Here is a 21,498-nt window from a genome sequence, read left to right as displayed (position 1 = left end):
CGATGGGATCGAGCAGTCGATTCCAGTAGGAAGCACTGTCATCGAGCTGCGAGCGGTGCTTCTGGGCAGGCTGCAGCAGGTCATGCCGCTCTGTCTTCTCCATCCAGAGCCGGACTGGCGTCTTGAAGGGATCACGACCGACGGCTGCAGCGGCGTCGAGGTGTCCGAGGCCGGCTTCGCGCATGTTCGGCCATCGCTCGGGCGTCGGCGTCTGCGGATGGGCGCGCTGAACCAGTTGCAATGCAGGGCCGCGCCGCCTGACGCGCGCTGCCAGAGTGCGTTGCGTGGTCCCGGTGTTTGGATTCTTCATGAGTTCTCTCCATGAAAGGGTTGGAATCGATCCCCATCCAGCAAAAAGCCCCACCCTCTCAATGGAGAGGCGGGGCTTTGGCAGAGGGACCGGATGTGGAAAGTTCGGATGCAGAAGTCTGGGAGGTCGCAGACCGGCGAAACCACATCAGTCCAGGTCCGGGTCCTCGGGGTCGTCGTAGTACGGGGCGCTCGTTGGGGACGGATCGGTCGGTCGGAACGACGACGACACAGGTGATGAATCCGGCGGCGACCACGGTTCATCGGACGCGCCCCGTCGACCACTGAATGTGTGACCGCAGGTGGCGCACCTGCAGTTGTTCAGGACCCGGTCATCGACGACGCGACCGAAGATGGCACCGACCTCGGTGCCCAGCGCGCCGCCACCCAGGCCTCCGAGAACGACACCGATGACGGTGCCGAGTGTTCCGCCGGCCGGGCCAGCCGCCATGCCGATTGCGAAGCCGGCGCGCGCGCCGCGAAGCGCACCGGCAACGCCGCCGGCAGCACCTGCCAGGCCACCGAGCGTGCCGCCGGTTCGCTGGGCGACGTCACGGGTTTCGATGCGGTCGGAGCCGCAGTTGGGACATTGAAGATAAGACAAGGTGAATGGGTCCTTTTGTTGAGGTTGCGGGGTTGGGATGGAAAGGACGCAAGGGCGAATCAAGGGAGCTGCGGCGATGCGGCGGCATAGAGCCCGACGCGGGCGGTGGCCGCGCCGGGCGCATCGGAAGACGGAAACAAAAAAGCCGCCCGAGGGCGGCTTGTGGTGAGCGGAGAGATAGCTCTCTTGGAGCGAGACAGCTCCTGTTGTGGCGTCAGGAGCGCTTACCTTCGCGGCACTCGCTCTCCCATTCGGAGAGCTGGTCGGCGGTGATCACCTCGTCGTTCCCGTGCTGAATCCGAAAGGCGACGATGCGGGCATCCACGCAGCCCTGGAGTTTGGCTGGCGTGAGCGCCATGCCTGACGAGGGTGCCGCGGCTGGTGTGCTCGAGGTGGCGGCTACCACCGCGTGGTAACACTCGGCGGAGAGTTGATCAATCGCTGTGTCATTGAGGAAGTCTCGCCCCTCCTGAGCCAGTTTGTCGCGGCGCTCCTTGACGCAAGCCCGGACCTTCTCCTGGCGCGCGTCTTCAGCGATCCTCTCCAGATCGGGGAGATACCCATCGCTGGGATCCGCCGCGTAGATCACCTTGCCGTTTGCGTAGCGCTGAGCGACGTACTGCTCGTTCACGGTCCGTTCGGTCTTGGGATCGCGCTTTGAACGCAACACATCGCCGTCCAACTGGCCCATCACCCAGTTTTGGCGATATTCGAGGACTCCGCTCTCATGGACATACTGCTCTTCGAGTCCGTGCTTCACCCCCATCTGCACATGCGATCGGTAGTACAGCTGGGAGCCATGCTTGACGTACTCGACGATCTCGCCCGTGATGGCCCCGTCTTCGACCGGGATGCGGCGCACGAGCTTGCCAGACTGGTCATCGAAGATTTCTTCGGTCTGGGCGAGCTTGCCCTGTTTGAAGGTCACATTGAGCACCTCCCGGCCGCTTTCGGGACCGTAGACGACAGAGCGACCATCAAGGACACCGTGATCGGTGCGGACCACTGCCTTGGGCTTGTTCGTCCCTGGGAAGTAGAACTTGAACTCGCCCGTGAGCACGCCTTGATCGAATGTCATTTCGTAGGCCTGGAATTTCCCTGCGCCCGTGGTGCAGGTCGTTGTGCCATCCAGGACACCTTTGTCGACTCTGACTTCGCAGACTTGGCCCATGACGTTGTGCTGAATGCCCGGAGCCGCCTTGTCCAGCACGTTTGTGGGAAGCGCGCTGACGACTTCGAACTCCTTGCGTATGAGGATCGTGTGACTTGGCACGTTGTCGATCTTGCCGCTGAAAGGCTTGTCGGCGCCTTGGCGGTAGAACTTGCCTTGGACGATCTCCGCGTTGCGGAACTCCATGGTCGTGGGACCGCAGGCGGCCAATAGGACTGCAGCGGCCACGGCCATGCTTGGCGCAAGAAGCGCCTTGAGTATTTGTTTCATGGGATGTGTAGAAAGGAAAGGATGGGGGGTGACGTGGCCCAGATCACTTCCTCAGTGACAGACCGATCGCTCCGCCGATGAGTACCAGCCCCGCGGAGCCCTGGAAGGCCTCCTCGTCGGATCCGAGCGCGACCAGAAGCAGCGTGGTCATGATCGTCAGGACTACCTTGACGCTCTTGGGGAAGGTTTTGACGGTGTTGCCGACGAGGTAGTAAATCTCGCCGGTCCAGGCGATGACCACGGCGGCCGGGGCGAAGACCAACAGCATGCAGACGAGCGCCCAGCGCTGGCGGAACCAAGGGATCGAGCCGTAGGGGCTCGGCGACCCAGCTAGCGGTACATAGGTGGTGGGCGCATGCGGTGCGACAGCTTGTGGAGCTCCGCACTTGGGGCAAGTCGGAGCGGTTTCGTGGATCTGGTGGCCGCAGCCGCGGCAGTGGACGAAGTTGGTCATTGGGTTCTCCTTAGTTGTTGACTGAACTGGAAGGTCAAGGAAGGGGCGAGTGAACGCCGGACGTGGAGCCTCACGTGCCTCTGCGGATCTCAAAGCGACAGCAAGCTACCAAGGCGCTTCGACGCTCCTTGAAACTCTTCTTCTAAAATGGTAACCATATCCCGCGCAATCTTATCCCGTGGAGCTTTATGCGGGAGAGCAAGACCATTGGCGGATGGTCAAAACTGGTTCATCGGACAAACAGAAAGCCTCGGGGTTAGTGGCTTTCGGAGAAGCCGTTCGCCGCCGTAGGAAAGACCTTGGCTACTCGCAAGAGGCGTTTGGGGATGCTTGCGGGATAGATCGCAGCTATATGGGCGGCATTGAACGTGGCGAGCACAATCTCGCGCTCATCAATATCCTCAAAATCATCGAAGGCCTCGGTGTCCAACCATCAGAGTTTTTCAAGGACATGGACAAACCCGTCGGCCACGCACGCAAGCCAACACGGAAGAGCTGAGTTCTCCTACGTGCTCACCTCAGTCATATAGGTCTGAAAATTTCTGGATTCCAGAAATTCGGCAAGATTTCCGGCATCAGGCCTCATCCAGCGCAGTATCAGCAGCTTCACCGCCCTGCTGATGACCGCACTAGCCTTCTTACCATTGGAAGGCGAAATCCTTGCCTGGCTCCAGATCCACGATGCGGTCAACGAGCCCTGGGTCGCGCTCGACGACGCCTATTGGAAGTTCGAACGTTGCAAGGACCATTTGGTGGTGTGCGGCTCGTTCACCGGCTTCGACGACAAGGCCAGTGCCGAGCTTCGCACGCACTTTGAAGAGTGCATCTCAATGAAAGTTTTGATCCTTTCCGACCTCCACCTGGAGTTCGCGCCATTCGAGCCAGTGGCTGATCTCGAGTTCGATGCTGTCATCCTCGCCGGCGACATTCATTCGCCGGCCAAGCGCGCCGTCCAATGGGCGGCGGATCGCTTTCGTGGCAAGCCGGTGATTTATCTGCTTGGAAATCACGAGTACTACGACGGTCGAACTGACACGACACTGGCCGAAGCGCGCCGTGAGGCCGAAGGAAGCAATGTCCATCTACTCGACGGTGACGAGCTGGTGGTCGACGGTGTGCGCTTTCTCGGTGCGACGCTGTGGACCGATTTCGCGCTCGCCATCGAGACCCCTGAAGGGCCGGTCAGCGATGTCGGGCGCGCCATGAAGATGGCGACCAATCTGCTGAACGACTACGCGCTGATCCGCACGTTCGACGAGGCGGCAGAACCCAATACATGGCGCGACAAGCAAGGAAGAAAGCTCCAGGCGGCGGACACGCTTCGGATTCATCAGGCGCAGCGCGCGTGGCTGCGAGACAGGCTTTCGGAACCGTTCGCCGGACCGACGGTGGTGGTGACGCACCATGCTCCTCATCGCGGCTCACTGGCGCAGCGCTACGCCGATGACTGGTCCTCAGGCGCCTTCGTCACCGAGCTTCCGGATACATTCTTTGAGGTGCCCGCGCTCTGGATTCACGGCCACACGCATCAGTCGTTCGACTATGGAGTCCGCTCTTGCCGAATCGTGTGCAATCCGCGCGGCTACGTGAACTGGAGTGGGAGGATCGAGAACAAGGCGTTCGATCCTGGGCTGGTCATCGATGCGAACGCTCTTGCCGGAGACAATGGTTCGTGAACTGATCAGCCCATCCGATCGCGCACGGAGCTCCGTCATCGCCGATGCTTGAATAGCCACACTCGTTCCGTTTGCGGACGGCCTCTGTTCCCCCAGGCGGGCTCGCGCGTGCGCAAAGAAGCAGCGGCTGCAAGAGCCCGCCGCTGCTTGCGGCTCGCCGGAAGATCAAGATCGTCGAGATCCCGGTCTCAAGTCCAATTGGCGGCCAGGACCGGGGCCAGACTGCTTTGGTAGCCGGCAGGCAAAGTCGTCTGCCCTGCCGCCGGCGGTGCGAACGCAGCCATCGCCTGCACAAGGTTCTGAACCTGGCTGTCCAACAAGGTCTTGCCTCCGGCCTTGAACTGCTCGACCTGATACTGGTCGCCCAGATACCAGTTGCTCACGGTAAATTTGTCGGCAGAGCCGATGATGCTGACCTCCAGGTTGTTGCCCACTTTCTGGAACCACAACTGGTCGATTGCGATGTCAGAGGCGAACTGAGCCACGTCGATGTTGCCGGCCGTCGCATCGTTCTCCGTGATGGTGTCGATGCCATACCCACGCCCTAGTACGTAGATGTCGTTACCGAGACCTCCGACCAGCGCATCAGCCCCTGCGCCGCCATCGAGCGTATCGTTGCCCGCACCACCTGTCAGTCCGTTGGCAGCCGCATTGCCCGTCAGAATGTCGTTGTAGCTGCTACCGATCAGACTCTCGATGTTGAGCAGCGTATCCGATCCAGAACCACCCGTGGCCTGTGCTGCAGTGGTGGCCAGGCTCACCGTCACTGCCGAAGCGGCATACCCGAATGACACGGTGTCTGTGCCATCAAGCCCGTCGATCACGTTGTTGCCAGCACCGGCATAGAGGACATTGGCCAGGGCATTACCCGTGCCGTTGACTGCGCCGATGGTGTTCAGGTAAAGATTCTCGAGGTTCGCACCCAGCGTATAGCTGATCGAACTGTAGACAGTGTCCGTGCCTTCATTGAGCAGTTCGGTGATTGCATCCCCTGCGTTGTCCACGTAGTAGCTGTCATTGCCGACACCGCCACGCATCACATCCGCGCCTGCGGCTCCGTTCAAGACATTGGCACCACCATCGCCCGTCAGGGTGTCGTTGAAATTGCTCCCCGTCAAAGACTCGATGCCGACCAGCGTGTCCGTTCCCGAGCCGCCCGTCGCTTGTGCCGCCGCGATGGCCAGGCTCACTGTTACCCCCGAGGTGGCATAGATGTAGGAGGCGGCGTCGACGCCATCGCCTCCCGTCAGAACGTTGTCGCCGTCCCCCGCATACAACGCATTGTTCAGCGCATTGCCTGTCGCATTGATTGTGCCTGTGGTGTGCAGCCGGAGGTTCTCCACATTCGCAGCCAGGGTGTGACTGACGTAGGCATAGACCGTATCGATCCCTTCGCCTGCCAGCTCCGTGACCACGTCGCCGGCGTTGTCGACGTAGTAGGTGTCATTGCCAATGCCGCCAACCAGGGTGTCAATGCCGGCACCACCGTTGAGCGTGTCGTTTCCAGCACCGCCGTTGAGCGTGTTGTTGGCGGCGTTGCCCGTGATGGCGTTGTCCTGGGTGTTACCCGTGCCGTCGATGGCCGAAGTACCAGTCAGCGTCAGGTTCTCGACGTTCGCGCCCAAGGTATAGGTCACGGTACTCTGTACGAGGTCCGTTCCCTCATTGGTCAGCTCGGTGATAACGTCGCCCGCAGCGTCGACGACGTAAGTGTCATTGCCTGCACCTCCGATCAGCGTGTCTGCGCCAGCACCACCACTGAGCACATTGGCCCCAGCGTTGCCGGTCAGCTTGTCGTTGTAGGCGCTCCCCGTCAGGTTCTCGATGTTGAGCAGCGTATCGCTGCCGGAACCACCGGTGACCTGAGCGGTTGCGACCGCAAGGCTGACCGTCACGGCCGAAGTGGCATAGCCATAGGAGACGGTGTCAATGCCACCAAGGCCATCGATCACGTTGTTGCCGATGCCGCCGACACTCACCACGTTGTCCAGTGCGTTGCCCGTCGCGTTGATTGAAGCCTGCGTGTCGATGATCAGGTTCTCGACATTGGCGCCCAGCGTGTGGGTGACCGTTGCCCTCACGGTATCAGTGCCTTCGCCGGTCAGTTCCGCTACCACATCCGACGCATTGTCGACGTAGTAGGTGTCATTGCCGATTCCGCCGACCATTGTGTCCGCTCCGGTCGCGCCGTTGAGAGTGTCATTGCCGGCGCCACCATTCAAGATATTGTTGGCAGCATTGCCCGTCAGAACGTTGTCGAGCGCATTGCCCGCGCCGTTGATGGTCTCAGCTCCAGTGAGCGTGAGGTTCTCAATATTGGCGCCAAGTGCGTAGCTGACGCTGCTTTGAACGATGTCGGTCCCCTCATTGACAAGTTCGGTCACCAGATCGGCAACGTGATCAACAAGGTAGATGTCGTTCCCCGCACCACCAGCGAGCATGTCGATGCCGGCGCCGCCGTTGAGCGTGTCGTTACCTGCGCCACCGAGCAGAGTGTTGTTTGCAGCATTCCCCGTGAGCAAGTTGTCCAGGGCGTTTCCTGTTCCGTCGATTGCTTCTGCGCCGGTCAGGGTCAGATTCTCGAGGTTCATACCGAGCGTGTAGGTGATGGTGCTTTGCACCAGATCTGTCCCCTCGTTTGCGAGTTCGGTGACCACATCGCCTGTGTGGTCGACAACATAGGTATCGTTGCCTGCACCTCCGATCAACGTGTCCGCCCCGCTTGCACCATCGAGCACGTTATCCATCGCATTGCCCGTGAGCTTGTCGTCGTAAGCGCCGCCAGTGAGGTTCTCGATCTCCACCAGCGTGTCGCTACCGGAGCCGCCCGTAGCTTGCGTCGTCGTCATCGAAAGGTTTGCGGTGACGCCGGAAAGCGCGTACTGATAGGAGACCGTGTCGACTCCGCCCAGGCCATTGAGCACGTTGTTGCCGGCACCCGAGAAAAGGACATTGTTTGCCGCATTGCCGGTGCCGTTGATGGCTGCGCCACCAGTGAGGAACAGGTTCTCGAGGTTCGCGCCCAATGTGTAGCTGATGGCGCTCTGCACGAGGTCCGTGCCTTCGTTGGCTAGTTCGGTGATCACGTCGCCTGCGACATCGACCACGTAGGTATCGTTGCCTGTACCGCCAATCAATGTGTCGGTACCCGCACCTCCAATGAGGGTGTCATTTCCAGCTGCACCGGTCAGGGTGTTATTGGCGGCGTTACCCGTGAGCACATTGTCCAGGGCGTTGCCCGTGCCGTTGATGACCACCGTTCCCGTCAGGGTCAGGTTTTCTACGTTCGCGCCCAATGTGTAGGTGATGGCGCTCTGGACAAGGTCCGTTCCCTCGTTGACCAACTCGGTAACGACATCGCCGGCTTCGCCCACAACAAAAGTGTCATCGCCCGTGCCGCCGATCAACGTGTCATCGTCCGCACCGCCGTCCAGAAAATCATTGCCTTTACCGCCATTGAACACGTTGCGACCAATGCCATAGGTAGTAAAGACATCGTTGAAATCACTACCGATGAAATTCAGGATGTTCCAGGTTCTGTTGCTAAAGTTGTCTTCCCCGAGTATTTCGCTGTATGGTTGGTCATCGTAGTATCTTGTGCGTTCCTCTAACCGAAGGCGAATTCCCGTTGTCATCTGCGCGTAGGACACGGTGTCATGGCCGGCCCCGTAGATTCCCTCGTCGATGTAGCCTCCGCTTGAGATCCCATAATCTCGCCCGGTTACGATAAAAGTGTCATTGCCCAGTCCGCCCTCCAGGCTGCCTCCCTGTTCGCCGCCGATCAGGGTGTCTCCGGCATCCGTCGCGCTGATTCGAGTGATGTGCATTTGGCCATCCGATACAGGAACGCCTTTGAGGCTGTGCACTCCACTCGCAAACTCTCCATACCAAGCGCTGGCCGCGCCGCTCAGGTTGGAGAACAAATCCAGTGTTACTGGATTCACGCCCATCAAAGTGACTCTTTTTCCGTTCTTTTCCAGAACGGTGTTTCCATTCCCGTCGCCCTTGATGGTCACGCCGCCCCAGTTGTCCTGCATGAATTGAATCCGGTCGCCGCCGGCGCCAACCTGAAAACCATGGACCGTGATGTCTCCAGTCACGCTGGTGACCGCAACGTTATCTACTCCCGCGCCCAACACAAAGGTCTGCGTGCCTCGATTACCCAGTAGCAGGTTGTAGCCGCTGCCCACGGTGATCGTTTGGCCGCTTTGCCCCACGTACGCTTGGGTATACCCATTGGATTGAGCGATTGCGCTCAGCATCTGGTCACCGGTGACCTTCAGTGCAGCAAGGGGCTGCAAGATCGCCGAATAGGCACGGAAGGCCTCTGCCGCCATCGAGGCATCGGCACGCGTAAGGAACGTCGCGCCATTGGACAAGTGGTTGCCGAGGTTGAGGTTCTGCGGAACGACGTCGTTCAACTTGGCCTGGATGGCGGGCAAGCGAGCTGCCATGGCGTTCAGCTGATCCTTGATATCAAGGTATCCGACGATGGCGGTGTTCCAGGCCGCCGTCGCACTTTCCGCTGCGGCCGATGCGCTCGTACGTGCGCCCACGCTTTGTGCGGCATTGGCCACCTGTGCCTTGGTCTGCGCATCACTTTGGCTGTTGGCCGCCGCTGCAATGGCGTTGGCGGTCGCCACCTGCCCCGATCTCAGTGCACCGATGCCGCTCAGGACATCGATGATGTCCGTGGGCGCAGTATTGATGATGCGCCAAGGGGCGGGAATGGTGGTCCGGTCGCCGCCGGCGGGGCCGAGGTAGTAGGCGATCTTGTCGTTGAGGCCTGCCTGAGGCAGACCTGCCTGGACAGCCCAGGTCATCTTTCCCCGAATCTCCAAGGCGGCCTGACTGAAGGGCCCTTCACTTGTGGGCAGCACGAATTTCGATCGCAACGAGTCGATCGCAGCCTGCTCTGGCGCGGGGAGCCCTTGTATCGATGCCGCGATGGCCCTGGCTTGACCGGCTGCCATTGCGGCATAGCCCTTGCCGGCATATTCGGCAAAGGCCAAGGCCGCAGCGGATATCGGCCGAACGCCGTCCTTGAACACCGGCAAATCGGTAGCTAAACCGACGTCGCTGATGGTGTGGAGTTTGCCGTCGGCAGTGGAATAGCTGGCCTTGGTGAGGATCGTGTTGCCGTTGACAGTGCTGTTGACGGCCTGCGGGTTCAGATTGATGGATGTCACGCCCAGGCTGACAAGCGAGCGCAGTTCGCCAACATCTGTTTCGCCATCCTGATCCGCATCGACCCAGACTTGCAATTCGTCGAAGTAGCGCTTTCCTGTAACGGCATTGACGCGAGACGTTGCGGCAGAAAGAGCCGTTGCGCCCGCGTTGGCCAAGGTCGCCAATGCCTTGAATCCGTCCTGATTCGCTGGAGGGGCGCCTGAGACTGTGAACTTCTGGCCGAACCACTCGGCAGCACTGTCCACAACGCCGTTGCTGTTCTTATCGAGCACAAGAATCCCGTCCCTTGGCCCCACCCAGCCGACCGTTTGCACTATGCCGGTCGCATTCGCATCGAACGATGCGTTGCTGCGGTCTATCGACACGAGGTCCAGTCCGTCGTCATTCAGGTCGAGCACCAGAGGTAGGGAAAAGCCTGAACCGATTCCGATTGGTGTGACGGTGAAAACTGATGGCTGGCTTTGAAGCGAGTTGATGCGGCTCTGTGCGATTTGCGCCAGTCCTTGATTGGTCAAGGCTCCTGCAGTATTCAGAAGAAGCAACTGAGGAGAGACCTGCCCACTCAGGAATGCGGGTGCCCACCGGTCGGAAACGTAGGGCATGCCCATCCGGTTTGCCAGCGTGTCGAGCGATGCACCGCTGTCCCTGGCCGAGGTCACGCCAGCGACGTTGTCCCCGCTGGCGCTTGCTAGCGCCTGATTCAGCCGTCCCGTCGTGGCGTTCTGATTGGCTGCGGCATCGTTGGCATTGGAGGCGTTTTCGAGATTCGTGATGAAGGTAGCAAGGTCATTGCCCGTGTAGGTTTGACCATCCTGCGTCCAGGACACCGACTTCCAGTTGCCTTCGGCGTCTTGTGCATAAGTGCTCGAGACTTGACCGCTCGCACTATTTTGCTGAACTTCGAATTGCTCAGGCTGAGCAGAGCCTGGCAGGTAGGTACCAGTGACCGTAGTTCGTCCGCCCTCTGGAAGACCAGGAATGATTTCGGTTCGCTTGAGCAAATTCATCTCTGCGTCAAACAATTGAACGACTTCTCTTCCAGAGTTGTAATTGACACTATTTACGAGTGTCGCACCGCCTTCGAGGACGGTCGTAGTGATAAGCGAATTTTGACGCGGCCCGACGCCGACTTCCGCATTGGCAGGGCGAGGGTCAAAGCCCTTCGTCACAGAGCCAGAGGCGGTATTGACCGTGACGCTCCAATGGCCGTCATTTTCTTGATTTACGCGAGTGATTTCCTTAAATTCGAAACCCGACCATCTGGCTGCATACTCTCTGAGATTCAATTCAAAATATGAAATTTCGACTGCCGTCGAGGGAGGGCGTCCAAGATAAAAATCTTTTGCAATTAATGCTGATTGATTAAATTTTTCCAGCGTACTCAAGGCTGAGTTGGCTTGAATGGAAGCCAAAATCGTGTCCAAGCCTTTCGGGGAGTTGTCTCCGCCCACATAGTAATAGTCTTTACCAACCGTCAGCGTCTGTCCATTGACGACAAAGCTCCTCCCCTGCAACTGAGAATCTGCAATTGCTTCGACTGCTACTGCGCGAGCTTCTGTAATTCCACGCGCAATGCTGTATTCGCCTGGGGTTGAGTATTTGTTTATGTCAGGCAATCCCACCAAAGGGTCGCGCCAATCGGCTTCATGCTTTCCTTCGTGCGCTCCAATAATTGCAATGCGCAGCGCGCTATAGAGGGTTTCAAAGGGGGTGCCAATCTTAAAATCATCTTGCGAAAAATGCTGGCCAACGGGAAGACCTGGAATTGCCCCAGGATTAAAAAATACGCCCGTCCTCGTTCCAATGAAAAATGGATGGTTGTTTGCCGCCGCAGCCTCATAGGTCGCAATCAACTCCGGAGAGGAGTTGATGATGTCTATGTGAAGTTGGGTCCACTTTGCTGATGTCGATGTTACGTCACTATTTACTTGAAAGAGGGCTTGTCCATTTGCCATCTTTGTATTCAGGGATAGCGTCATATTTATCACCTTATTGGTAAATTTCCGAAGCAATAACTGACTGCAGGCAGCCATCCTTTTCGCCTACAAAAAAGGAAACGACTTGCTCTCTGGAATCATATTTCCGGGAAACCCTGTATATTGAAGGCCAATTGTCTGGCCTGACTCCAAAAACAACTCTGGTTGGAACAACCTCAAATACTTCCATAAATATTCTTTCGGCCTGCCATTTTTTCACGCAGCCAGGAATTGGAAATGAAACATCCAATATTCTCTTGTTGTTATCCATGGTCCATTTCTTCAGCCCGACCACCCTCCCGGAGAACAACCCCTCGTCCATCTTCACCGCCTCGTCATTTCCATACGTGAACTCTTTCGGGTTTTTGGTGTTTTCAGGGAATTTTGCAAATTCGTAGCCAATTCTATTTTTATAGAATTCAGCACTCCCTAGTTGGCCTGCATCCAGCCCTTCCTTTAACGCATGAAGCAGCTCTTCTGGAGTCCTCACTTTTTTTACAGGCAGCCTTGAATTCATCGAAGAAAGCGTACTTACTGTGCAGCCAGGGAGAGGTATCAAAAAAAATCCGACAACAAGAAGGCAGCTCAGTAGCTGGGCGCCAATTTTTGATGAGAAGCCTGTTGGCCTTGGTTCGTTGATTTTTTTGCGCATTTGATTTGATCTTGGAAATTGGAGATCTTCTGCTCTACAAATCGGCCCATCGATAATTTCTCGCCGCTCGCGAGAAATTTACTCATCTTTCTCTAAGGCCCTCCGACGTCGCGCGCTGAACAGGGCTCAAAAGAAATTCAATAACTCTTCGCTTGCCCGTCTTGATCTCCGCCGTGAGATTCATCCCCGGACTGAGCTTGATCGGCCTGCCATCCACATCGATGGTCGTGGCGCCCAGGCTCAGCGTCACCGGGAAGATTGCCCCACGCTTCTCGTCATTCACCGCGTCCGCAGTCACTGTCTTCACGGTCGCATTCACCGTGCCGTAGCGCGTGTACGAAAAGGTCTCCAGCTTGATCGTGGCTTCCTGTGCCGGACTCACGAAGCCGATGTCCTTGTTCTCCAGCGTCACCTCGGCCGTGACCTGCGCGCCGTCGGGCACGATCACCATGAGCGGTTGCGCTTCCGTGACCACGCCGCCTTCCGTGTGCGTTGCCAACTGCTGCACCGTGCCCGCCACTGGTGCCTTGAGCGTCGTGAGCCGCTCGCGCTGCCCGGCCTTGGCCAGGTCCTGCGTGCCCTGCTGTCGCTTGAGTTCGGCCGCGGCTTCCCGCGTTCTCAGGCTGTGCTTGGTCTCCGCGATGTAGGCCGCCCGTGTGTTCTCGCTCTCACGCAGCGTCGCATTGGCCTCCGCCAGCCTCGCGCGCTGCGTTGCCAGGTCACGCTCCAACTCGATACGTTCCCGACTCCGGTCCTGGTTCGCATGGCTGGACATAAAGCCCTGCTTGGCCAGTTGCTGGAAGTCGGCCTCTCTCTGCTTGGCAATCGGCACTGTGGTCTCCAGCTTGGCAACCATCTCGCGCACCGTGGCAATCTCGGCTTGCCGACGAGCGATCTCAGCGGTTGCCTTGGCCAGCTTGGCGATGATGTCGCTCCACTCGTCGCTCAGTTGCGCCTTCGCGGCATCTGCATCGACAGCCGTCCATCCGGAGGGGATGTCCTTGCTCAGTTCGGGTGAACGTACGGTTGTCGGCACATTGAGCGCCAGCAAGAGTGCCCTTGTGCGCAGCACTTCGGACTGCATCGACTTCAACTGCTCGTCGATGCTGGTCTTGTCGGCATTGGCTGTGGTGGGATCGAGCTCGACCAGTGCCTGTCCTGCCTCGACATGGTCCCCGTCCCGCACCAACACCCGCTTGACCACGCTCACCTCCAGCGGCTGGATGATCTTGGTGCGCTCGCTCACGATGATCTTGCCGGGTGCCACTGCCACGATGTCGACCTGCCCGAAGATGGACCAGGTCAAGGCGATAAGGAACAGCGCTATCAGTGCGTAGGCCAGCCGCCTGGGTGCAGGGTGAACCGGCGTGTCCTGCAGGCTCAGGGCTGCCGGCAAGAAGGCGGCTTCATCGGTCAGGCGCTTCGGCCCAGCCAGTTCGTGGCGATGCTTCCAAGCGGCCTTGAAGATGGCGCTGTAGCGCCCCAGCAATTCGAAGACCGGATGACGCATGTCCCGCGAGGCTCGTACATGGGGCGCATTGGCCGCAGGAGCGGTGGTGGAAACTTCCGGCGTCATACGGTTGCCCCCGATCCAGCACCTTCGGTCGGATGCCCACCGCCCTGCATGTTCCACAGGTGGGCATAGATGCCCTTGGGCCGGCTCAGCAGGCTCTCGTGCGTGCCGCCTTCGACGATCTTCCCCTTGTCCATCACGATGATGCGATTGGCATGCCGCACGGCACTCAAGCGGTGGGCAATGATGAAGACGGTGCGCCCTTTGCAGATGTGTGCCATGTTGCGTTGCACGATGGCCTCGCTCTCATAGTCCAGCGCGCTGGTGGCTTCGTCGAAGATCAGGATGCGCGGGTGCGTAAACAGGGCTCGGGCAATAGCGACGCGCTGGCGCTGCCCGCCTGACAGGCTTGCCCCTTGCTCACCGACCATGGTGTCGTAGCCTTCGGGCAGTTCGCTGATGAACTCGTGGGCACCTGCCAACTGGGCCGCATGAATCACGGCGTCGAGTGGCGCGGCGGGATCGACGATTGCGATGTTCTCGCGCACGCTGCGATTGAAGAGTGTGTTCTCCTGCAGCACCACACCAACTTGCCTTCTGAGTTGCGCCGCATCGATCAGGCTGATGTCGATGCCATCGACCAGCAAGCGCCCTTGCTCGGGGGTGTAGAGACGCTGGATCAGTTTGGTCAGCGTGCTCTTGCCAGAGCCCGAACGCCCCACGATACCGATGACTTCGCCGGGGCGCACGTCCAGGCTGACGCCGTTGAGCACGGGCGCTGCTTCGGGCCGATAGCGGAAGGTCAGGCCATCCAACGTCACGCGGCCCTTGAGGGTTGGGAGTTGTGCTGCCGTGCTCGGAGGTACTTCGGTGCGGGTGTTGAGGATGTCGCCCAGCCGGGCCATGGAGATGCCGGTCTGCTGGAAGTCGGTCCACAGCTGCGCCATGCGCATGATGGGTTGAGACACCCGCTGGGCGAACATGTTGAAGGCGACGAACTGCCCGACCGTGAGGTCGTTGTTCATCACGAGGTGTGCGCCGTACCAGAGGGTGGCGGCGTTGACGAGCTTGCCGATGAGGTTGACACCTTCGTGCGCCCAGCTCGCGAGGTTCTGGGTTCTAAAGCTGGCCGAGATGTAGGCGGCGAGCTGGTTGTCCCAGCGGCGCCCGAAGGCGGGCTCAAGCGCGGTGGCTTTCACGGTCTGGATGGCGCTGACGGCCTCCACCAGCATGGCCTGGTTCTCGGCGCCGCGCGCGAACTTCTCGTCCAGGCGCCGGCGCAGGATGGGCACGACCGCCAGGCTCAGGCCGAAGTACAGCGGCAGGCTCACGAGCACGATCAGCGTCAGGGGCACGCTGTAGAACAGCATGATGGCCACAAAGACGATGGAGAAAACGACGTCCAGAAGCACCGTCAGCGCGTTGCCGGTCAGGAAGCTGCGGATGTTCTCGAGCTCGCGCACGCGGGCAACGGAATCGCCGACGCGCCTGGCCTGGAAGTAGGCCAGCGGCAGTTGCACGAGGTGGCGGAACAGCCGCGCGCCGAGCTCCACGTCGATGCGGTTCGTGGTGTGGCTGAAGACGTAGCTGCGCAGGCCGTTCAGGAGGGACTCGAAGACAACGACCACCAATAGGCCGATAACGAGCACATCCAATGTCGTCATGCCGCGATGCACCAGCACCTTGTCCATCACGACCTGGAAGAACAGTGGGCTGACCAGCGCGAAGAGCTGAAGGATGAAGGAGATGAAGAGCACTTCGCCCAACAGCTTGCGGTGCTTGACGAGGCTGGGGATAAACCAGGAGAAGTCGAACTTGGCGAGTTCACCTGCAAGACTGGCACGACTGGTGAAGAGGATGAGTTCGCCGGTCCAGTGCGCGGCGAAGACGTCCATCGGTTCGATGATGGGACGTGCCGCTTCTGCCGAAGTGGCAGAGGGGTCCTGTAGCAGCACGCGCTGAGCGTCGCACTGGGCGAGGATGACGAAGCGCTGGGCGCCATCCTCACCGCGAAGCACAGCAAGAGCGGGCAGCGGTGTCAGGGACAGGCGATCAGGCGTGGTGCGAGAGAACTTGGCCTTGAGGCCGAGGTGCTTGGCTGCGCGCAGCAACGTGGCGGTATCGATCGGCTCGGAGGGTGTCAGACCCAGTTGATGCGAAAGCAGTGGTGCATCGGCTGCGATCTGGTGGAAGCGTGCGATGGTGCACAGGGCGATGAGAGACGGGTTCGCAACGGCCCCTGTCTCAGGGACCTCTTGCGGCGACGCGCCAACCTCCCCGTGCTGCTGTACGACCATCCCCCCGACGCCCATTTGAAATCCCTCGAATGTTCTTCTGAAACATCAAGATACTTCGGGGAAATGGACGAACCATGACAGCTTTGCGACGGAAATACGGCGACTCAATGGCAAATTGGTGACGGTTACAAAATCGATGAGAACGACCGCTTTGTTCACGAATGCCCCATGCCTCATATTTCCGGAGCTATTCGACTCGGTTGTTCTCGTCTATGCAGATCCGCAGGGGACTCTACTGCCGCGAGACGCCTAGAGCTCGCCCGAGGTCATAGGTGTCGAGCGCTGGTGTTCCGACCACCCCACATAGGGCGGCGACATCACTGCCTTAGCCTCGACATTGCACCGGGAACGTCTGCGCACCATTCACGAGAAGCCGGATAGTGCGCGTGATGCCGTCGCCAAAGGCAACACATGGGGAGCTGTTCGGAGGCTCAAGTCCCGAGGAGCGGCGCAGGATCCACCACGGCTACTTTCGCGATTGCGAAGAGGTCGCACGGCAAACCTAGGCGCCATCTTGGCCAAGACGGATCACATACCGTTCGGGTTCCCCCCTTCAGGGGCAGTTACGTCGTCAAGGACGGTCGACGTTTTGATGCCCTTGACATCAACGCCCTCCTAATCATCCGTCCGGCGCTTCTGTCCATGAACCTGCGTCCCGTCGACTTCAAGGCCAAACCGGTGCAGTGGGAGGTTGCCGCCGCTCGGGTCATTGTTCCTGGATCAATGAAACTGTCCATCGCGACCATCTCTCAGGACGCCGACGACTGGATAGAGTCAGCGTGCTAGCCCCCCCCGACGACGAGGGCATCGAACTTGATGCATTCCCACGTGCGCTGTGGCCTAGCAATCGCGAGCTTGGCATGCCTTAGGTCAAACCACACGCAATGCCCGCTCGCCATACGTCATGGAAACGCGTTACCTTGCGATGATCTAGTTTGCCTACATGGTGCCTACACGGCACCAGAAAGCAAAAAGCCCAACCTGGAAAGGTTGGGCTATCTACTTGATCCTAAAAGGAAAATTTGGTGGCCTGGGGCGGAATCGAACCACCGACACGCGGATTTTCAATCCGCTGCTCTACCAACTGAGCTACCGGGCCATTGTGTGCAGCCTTAAATTATACAGCGCTTCTGCGGCCTCGGGAAAGATCCACACCCAATTGTTTGAGTTTTCTGTACAGGTGGGTGCGCTCGAGGCCGGTTTTCTCGGCCACGCGGGTCATCGAACCGTTCTCCATCGCGAGATGGAACTCGAAGTAGGCCTTCTCGAAACCGTCGCGCGCGTCGCGCAGCGGGCGGTCCAAGTCGAAGCTCTGGGTCGACTGCGGACCCGCGTCGGCCACCGGCACGGCCGCGAGCGACGCCATCAGCAGGCTGTCGCCCGTGGTCGTGATGGCGGCGGCCTGGTGGGCGCCCGTGGGCGGCGGCACCACGCCGGCGGCGGTGCGGCGGGCGCTCTCGCGCGCCAGCCCCTGCTCCACCGCCTTGAGCAGCTTCTGCAGCGTGATGGGTTTTTCGAGGAACGCGAAGGCGCCGATGCGCGTGGCATCGACGGCGGTGTCGATGGTGGCGTGCCCGCTCATCATGATGACCGGCATGCTCAGCAGGCCCGCGGTGGACCACTCCTTGAGCAAGGTGACGCCGTCGGTGTCCGGCATCCAGATGTCGAGCAGCACGAGATCGGGCCGGGCGCGTTGTCGGGCCGCGCGGGCTTCGGCGGCGTTTTCCGCGAGCTCCACGTTGTGGCCTTCGTCATTGAGAATTTCGAAGAGCAGGTCCCTGATGCCCAGCTCGTCATCGACCACGAGAATGTTTGCCATGAGTGCTGCTTGTTGTATGCGCTGGTGTGTATTGATCCGCTCCCGATCCAGCCCCTATGCGCTGGATTCGCCGGTACTCAGGCGGACGAAGATTTCGAATCTTCGGTGTGAGCGACCGCTGCCCGCGGTTCGCCTGCCAGCGCGAATGATAGCGAGACTTGCGCCCCCGCCACAGCCCCGTCGACGACACGGTTGGAAAGCTCGATGCGCGCGCCGTGTTCGTCGGCGATCTTCTTGACGACGGCCAGGCCCAAACCGGTACCTTTTGTTTTCGTGGTGACGTAAGGCTCGAAGGCGCGCTTGAGGATGTTTTCGGCAAAGCCGGGCCCGCTGTCCTGCACGGTGAGGCGCACGCGCTGGCCCGAATCGCCCAGCCGGGTGCGGATGACGACCTCGCCCACCCGGCCCGTGCCACTGGCGGCGGCCTCGGCGGCGTCCTGGGCGTTCTGCAACAGGTTGTGCACGACCTGGCGGATCTGCTGTTCGTCGCCGCGCACGGGCGGGCAGCGCTCGTCGAGCTCCGAGCGCAGCGTGATCGGCAGGTTCTCGGCGTGATACAGCTGCAGCACGTCGGCCAGCAGCGCGTTGAGGTCGACCGGCTTGAGGTCGGCCGCGGGCAGTCGCGCGTAGTCGCGGAATTCGTTCACCAGCCGCTTCATCGCATCGACCTGGTCGACGATGGTCTTGACCGACTTCACCAGGATGGCCTGCTCGGGCGGCTCCACCTTGCCCGAGAGCTTCATCTCGAGCCGCTCGGCCGACAGCTGGATCGGCGTGAGCGGGTTCTTGATCTCGTGCGCCAGGCGCCGCGCCACCTCGCCCCAGGCCTGTGCGCGCTGGGCCGAGACGATTTCGGAGATGTCGTCGAACACGAGCAGCCGCGCATCGCCCGGCAGCTCGGCGCCGCGCGCGACGATGTTGATGGCGTCGTCCTGCTGCGGCAGGTCGTTGCCGGTGGCGTGCAGCTCGAAGGCGTGCTGCCAGTGATCGAGGCCGTGCTGCATGCGCTCGACCAGGAACTCGTCGAACTGCTGCTGCACCTTGGCGCCGAAATCGGCCAACCCCGGCACATCGACCAGCGCCTTGCCTTCATAGGCGGCGAGCGGCGCGCGCAGCACCCGGGTGGCGCCCGGATTGGTGGACAGCACGGTGCCCTTGGCGTCGAGCACGATCACGCCCGAGGTCAGGTTGTCCAGGATGGTCTGCAGGTTGCCGCGGGCGGCGTCGAGCTGGTCCATGGTCTTCTCGACCGCACCGCGCGCGTCAGCCAGCTGCTGGGTCATGACGGCGAACGAGCGCGTGAGGCCGCCCAGCTCGTCCTTGCCCTGCAGCACGGCGGTGGGCCGCAGGTCGCCGGCGGCCACCTGGCGCACGCCGTCGGCCAGCACGAGCAGCGGCCGTGCGAGCTGGTTGCCGAAGAGCACGGCCAGCAGCACCGCGCCGAACACGGCGAGGAACAGGCTCAGCGTGAGCGTGCCGATGTACATGCGCCGCAGGCCCTCGCGCGCGAGGGCCCGCTCCTGGTACTCGCGGTTGGCTTCCTGCACGGCCAGCGCGTTGGCGACCACGGCCGGCGGCAGCGGCCGCGTGACCTGCAGGTAGCGCGGCGCGGTGTCGAAGTCGAAGCCCGGGCGCTGCACCATGGCCAGCGCGCGCACGCTGGCGCTCGACGGCGTGGCGCTGGGCAAGGCGGTTTCTTCCAGGCCCTCGACATGCGCGACGGCGCGGTCGGGTCGCACCTGGCGGAACTGCTGCGCCGTCGGCCGCTCAGGGTTGAGCTGGAAGCGCGACGCGCCCGCGCTGGCCACCAGCTGGCCCGAACCGGTCCAGAGGATCACGTCGCTGGCTTCGAGCTGGTCGCGGATGCGCTCCAGCAGCAGGCCCGCGCTCGCGTCGGGCACCTGCGACAGCTGGGCGCTGGCGGTGCGGGTCTTGGCGGCGAGGTCGTCGGACAGTGAATCGAGCGTGGCCCGGCCCAGGTTCAGGCCGGCATCGAGCGCGCCCTCGACCTTGACGTCGAACCAGCTCTCGATCGAGCGCGCGACGAACTGGTAGGACACCACGTAGACCAGCGCCCCCGGCACCACCCCCACGAGCGCGAAGATGGCCGCGAGCTTGATCAGCAGCCGGCTGCCGAACTTGCCCTGGCGCAGCCGCCGCAGCAGCCGGAACGCGACCCAGCCGATCACCAGCACCAGCAGCACGGCCACCACCACGTTGATGCCGAACAGGCGCACGTAGTAGCGCTCGTACAGCGCGCGGTTGTTGGTAGCCTGCGCGAGCAGGAACATCAGCACCAGGCCGATGGCGGTGACCATCGCGGCGCCGACGCCCACCGCCCAGCGCAGCGCGCGCGAGCGGCGGGCGGCAGGCGTGGCCGCGGCGCCGCTGCGCGGCTTGCTGCTCACCGCTGCTTCTCCAACGGCAGCCGGGCGGTGCGCTCGGCGGCGATGTTCCATTCGGCCTGCCCGACCATGCCGATCTGGAAAGGACGCGGCAGCTGCGAGGTGTCGAGCCGGAAACGGAAGGTGACCTGGTGCAGCGGCTCGTCGCCGATCTCGGCGGCGTCGCCCAGCCGCAGCCGGCCGATGCGCTTGATGGCCTCGAGCGCGTCGCCGAGGCTGTCGAAGTTCTGGTTCAGCGAGATGCCGAAGCCGGCGGCGCCGGTGATCGGCACCGGCGACACGTTCAGCCGCCAGCGGCGCGTGAGGGGCTGGTAGGCCAGCCGCATGTGGCGCGCCACCTGGGCGACCTTGCGGTCGGTCCAGTACCAGCGCTCCTGGAAAACCTCGGCCTCGGCCACGAAATAGATGGCGATGCCCTTGTCGAGCACGTCTTCCACCAGCGTGGGCAGTTCGAACTGCACGGCCGCGCTCAGGTAGACGCCATCGTCGGCCTGCTCCAGGCGCATCTGGCTGATGGTGGCGCCGCCGGCACGGGCCTGGGCGGTGGCGGCGGCCGGGAACAGGGCCATCCACAGGGCCCAGGCCAGCCACAGGCCGGCCAGCAGGATCGACCGGCGGCCGTCAGTGCGGCGCGGGTTTTTCAAGCAGGGCGTAGAAGAAGCCGTCGTGGTCACCAGAGGGATTGTCCGGGACGCCACGGGCATTCGCCCCACTTTGAGGCAGCAAGTGTCCCGGGGACGGCAGCAAACGGGCGTCGGTGTTGCGTACAAGAAACGCATCAATTTGTTGCGAGCCCTCTTCGCGGAACACGGAACAGGTGCAATAAAGCAGCCGGCCGCCGGGCCGCACGAGCGGCCACAGCGCGGCCAGCAGCATCGCCTGCTGGGTCGCCAGCTGGGCGGTGTCGCTCTCGCGGCGCAGCCAGCGCACGTCGGGATGGCGCCGCACGATGCCCGAGGCGGTGCACGGCGCGTCCAGCAGGATGGCGTCGAACAGGGCGCCGTCCCACCAGTCGGCGGGACGGCCGGCATCGGCCACCACCACCTTGGCCTTCAGGCCGAGGCGCGCCAGCGTCTCGTCGATGCGGCGGCTGCGCACGGCGTCGACCTCCAGCGCGGTCACCTCGACGGCGCCGGGGCCGGCGCGTTCGATCAGGTGCGCG

Annotated in this window: 15 protein-coding genes and 1 tRNA gene; 2 read left to right on the top strand and 14 right to left on the bottom strand. The window is 61.3% G+C overall.

Annotated features, from left to right (window positions below):
* The 4 genes from VBO01S_RS32510 to VBO01S_RS32025 all read right to left on the bottom strand — a co-directional run.
* Positions 1–310 (bottom strand): YqaJ viral recombinase family protein (locus VBO01S_RS32510; protein WP_174543696.1); only part of this gene is annotated, 310 nt, incomplete at its 3' end.
* Between the two features lie 147 nt (positions 311–457).
* On the bottom strand, positions 458–913 hold the full coding sequence (locus VBO01S_RS33420; RefSeq protein ID WP_174543695.1) for a hypothetical protein: 456 nt from the start codon (positions 911–913) through the stop codon (positions 458–460).
* A gap of 214 nt (positions 914–1,127) precedes the next feature.
* Positions 1,128–2,354: a toxin-antitoxin system YwqK family antitoxin gene (locus tag VBO01S_RS24740; RefSeq protein ID WP_139701533.1), complete on the bottom strand. Its 1,227-nt coding sequence runs from the start codon at positions 2,352–2,354 to the stop codon at positions 1,128–1,130.
* A 43-nt stretch (positions 2,355–2,397) separates the two neighbouring features.
* Positions 2,398–2,808 carry a zinc ribbon domain-containing protein gene (locus VBO01S_RS32025; RefSeq protein WP_082818273.1) on the bottom strand — a complete coding sequence of 137 codons (411 nt, stop codon included), beginning with the start codon at positions 2,806–2,808 and terminating at the stop codon, positions 2,398–2,400.
* Positions 2,809–2,986: 178 nt separating this feature from the next.
* On the opposite strand from VBO01S_RS32025, the gene VBO01S_RS32020 reads away from it, so the two are divergent.
* Together VBO01S_RS32020 and VBO01S_RS24730 are read left to right on the top strand one after the other, a co-directional pair.
* The gene (locus tag VBO01S_RS32020; protein WP_255221189.1) at positions 2,987–3,307 is read left to right on the top strand and encodes a helix-turn-helix domain-containing protein; all 321 of its coding nucleotides are present in this window, start codon (positions 2,987–2,989) and stop codon (positions 3,305–3,307) included.
* A 121-nt stretch (positions 3,308–3,428) separates the two neighbouring features.
* Entirely contained in the window at positions 3,429–4,484 is a 1,056-nt protein-coding gene (locus VBO01S_RS24730) for a metallophosphoesterase (RefSeq protein ID WP_185993736.1), read from the top strand.
* 188 nt (positions 4,485–4,672) lie between these two features.
* Here VBO01S_RS24730 and VBO01S_RS32505 read toward each other — a convergent pair whose 3' ends face one another.
* The 10 genes from VBO01S_RS32505 to VBO01S_RS24690 form a co-directional block, all read right to left on the bottom strand.
* Entirely contained in the window at positions 4,673–11,653 is a 6,981-nt protein-coding gene (locus VBO01S_RS32505) for a beta strand repeat-containing protein (RefSeq protein ID WP_169805084.1), read from the bottom strand.
* Positions 11,654–11,663: 10 nt separating this feature from the next.
* Positions 11,664–12,302, bottom strand: a complete 639-nt coding sequence (locus tag VBO01S_RS32500) for a hypothetical protein (RefSeq protein WP_157627449.1) — start codon at positions 12,300–12,302, stop codon at positions 11,664–11,666.
* An 82-nt stretch (positions 12,303–12,384) separates the two neighbouring features.
* On the bottom strand, positions 12,385–13,812 hold the full coding sequence (locus VBO01S_RS24720; RefSeq protein WP_062480365.1) for an HlyD family type I secretion periplasmic adaptor subunit: 1,428 nt from the start codon (positions 13,810–13,812) through the stop codon (positions 12,385–12,387).
* A gap of 62 nt (positions 13,813–13,874) precedes the next feature.
* The gene (locus VBO01S_RS24715) at positions 13,875–16,127 is read right to left on the bottom strand and encodes a type I secretion system permease/ATPase (RefSeq protein ID WP_303621489.1); all 2,253 of its coding nucleotides are present in this window, start codon (positions 16,125–16,127) and stop codon (positions 13,875–13,877) included.
* 310 nt (positions 16,128–16,437) lie between these two features.
* Positions 16,438–16,566: a plasmid fertility inhibition factor family protein gene (locus VBO01S_RS33535; protein WP_442267805.1), complete on the bottom strand. Its 129-nt coding sequence runs from the start codon at positions 16,564–16,566 to the stop codon at positions 16,438–16,440.
* A gap of 569 nt (positions 16,567–17,135) precedes the next feature.
* A tRNA-Phe gene (locus VBO01S_RS24710) sits at positions 17,136–17,211 on the bottom strand.
* Between the two features lie 18 nt (positions 17,212–17,229).
* Complete coding sequence (locus tag VBO01S_RS24705; RefSeq protein WP_062480363.1) at positions 17,230–17,931, bottom strand: response regulator; 702 nt, start codon at positions 17,929–17,931, stop codon at positions 17,230–17,232.
* A 77-nt stretch (positions 17,932–18,008) separates the two neighbouring features.
* Positions 18,009–20,339 (bottom strand): sensor histidine kinase, encoded by a 2,331-nt coding sequence (locus VBO01S_RS24700; protein ID WP_062480362.1) that lies wholly within the window; start codon positions 20,337–20,339, stop codon positions 18,009–18,011.
* Complete coding sequence (locus tag VBO01S_RS24695) at positions 20,336–20,980, bottom strand: DUF4390 domain-containing protein (RefSeq protein ID WP_062480359.1); 645 nt, start codon at positions 20,978–20,980, stop codon at positions 20,336–20,338. Before VBO01S_RS24695 ends, VBO01S_RS24700 begins: the two co-directional genes overlap by 4 nt.
* Positions 20,958–21,498 (bottom strand): 16S rRNA (cytosine(967)-C(5))-methyltransferase (locus tag VBO01S_RS24690; protein ID WP_502688670.1); only part of this gene is annotated, 541 nt, incomplete at its 5' end. The genes VBO01S_RS24690 and VBO01S_RS24695, both read right to left, overlap by 23 nt.

This window comes from Variovorax boronicumulans NBRC 103145, from assembly GCF_001591345.1.
Taxonomy (GTDB): domain Bacteria; phylum Pseudomonadota; class Gammaproteobacteria; order Burkholderiales; family Burkholderiaceae_C; genus Variovorax; species Variovorax boronicumulans.
Note: the sequence above shows the minus strand (reverse complement) of the source record. Positions and strands in the feature narration are given on the sequence as shown.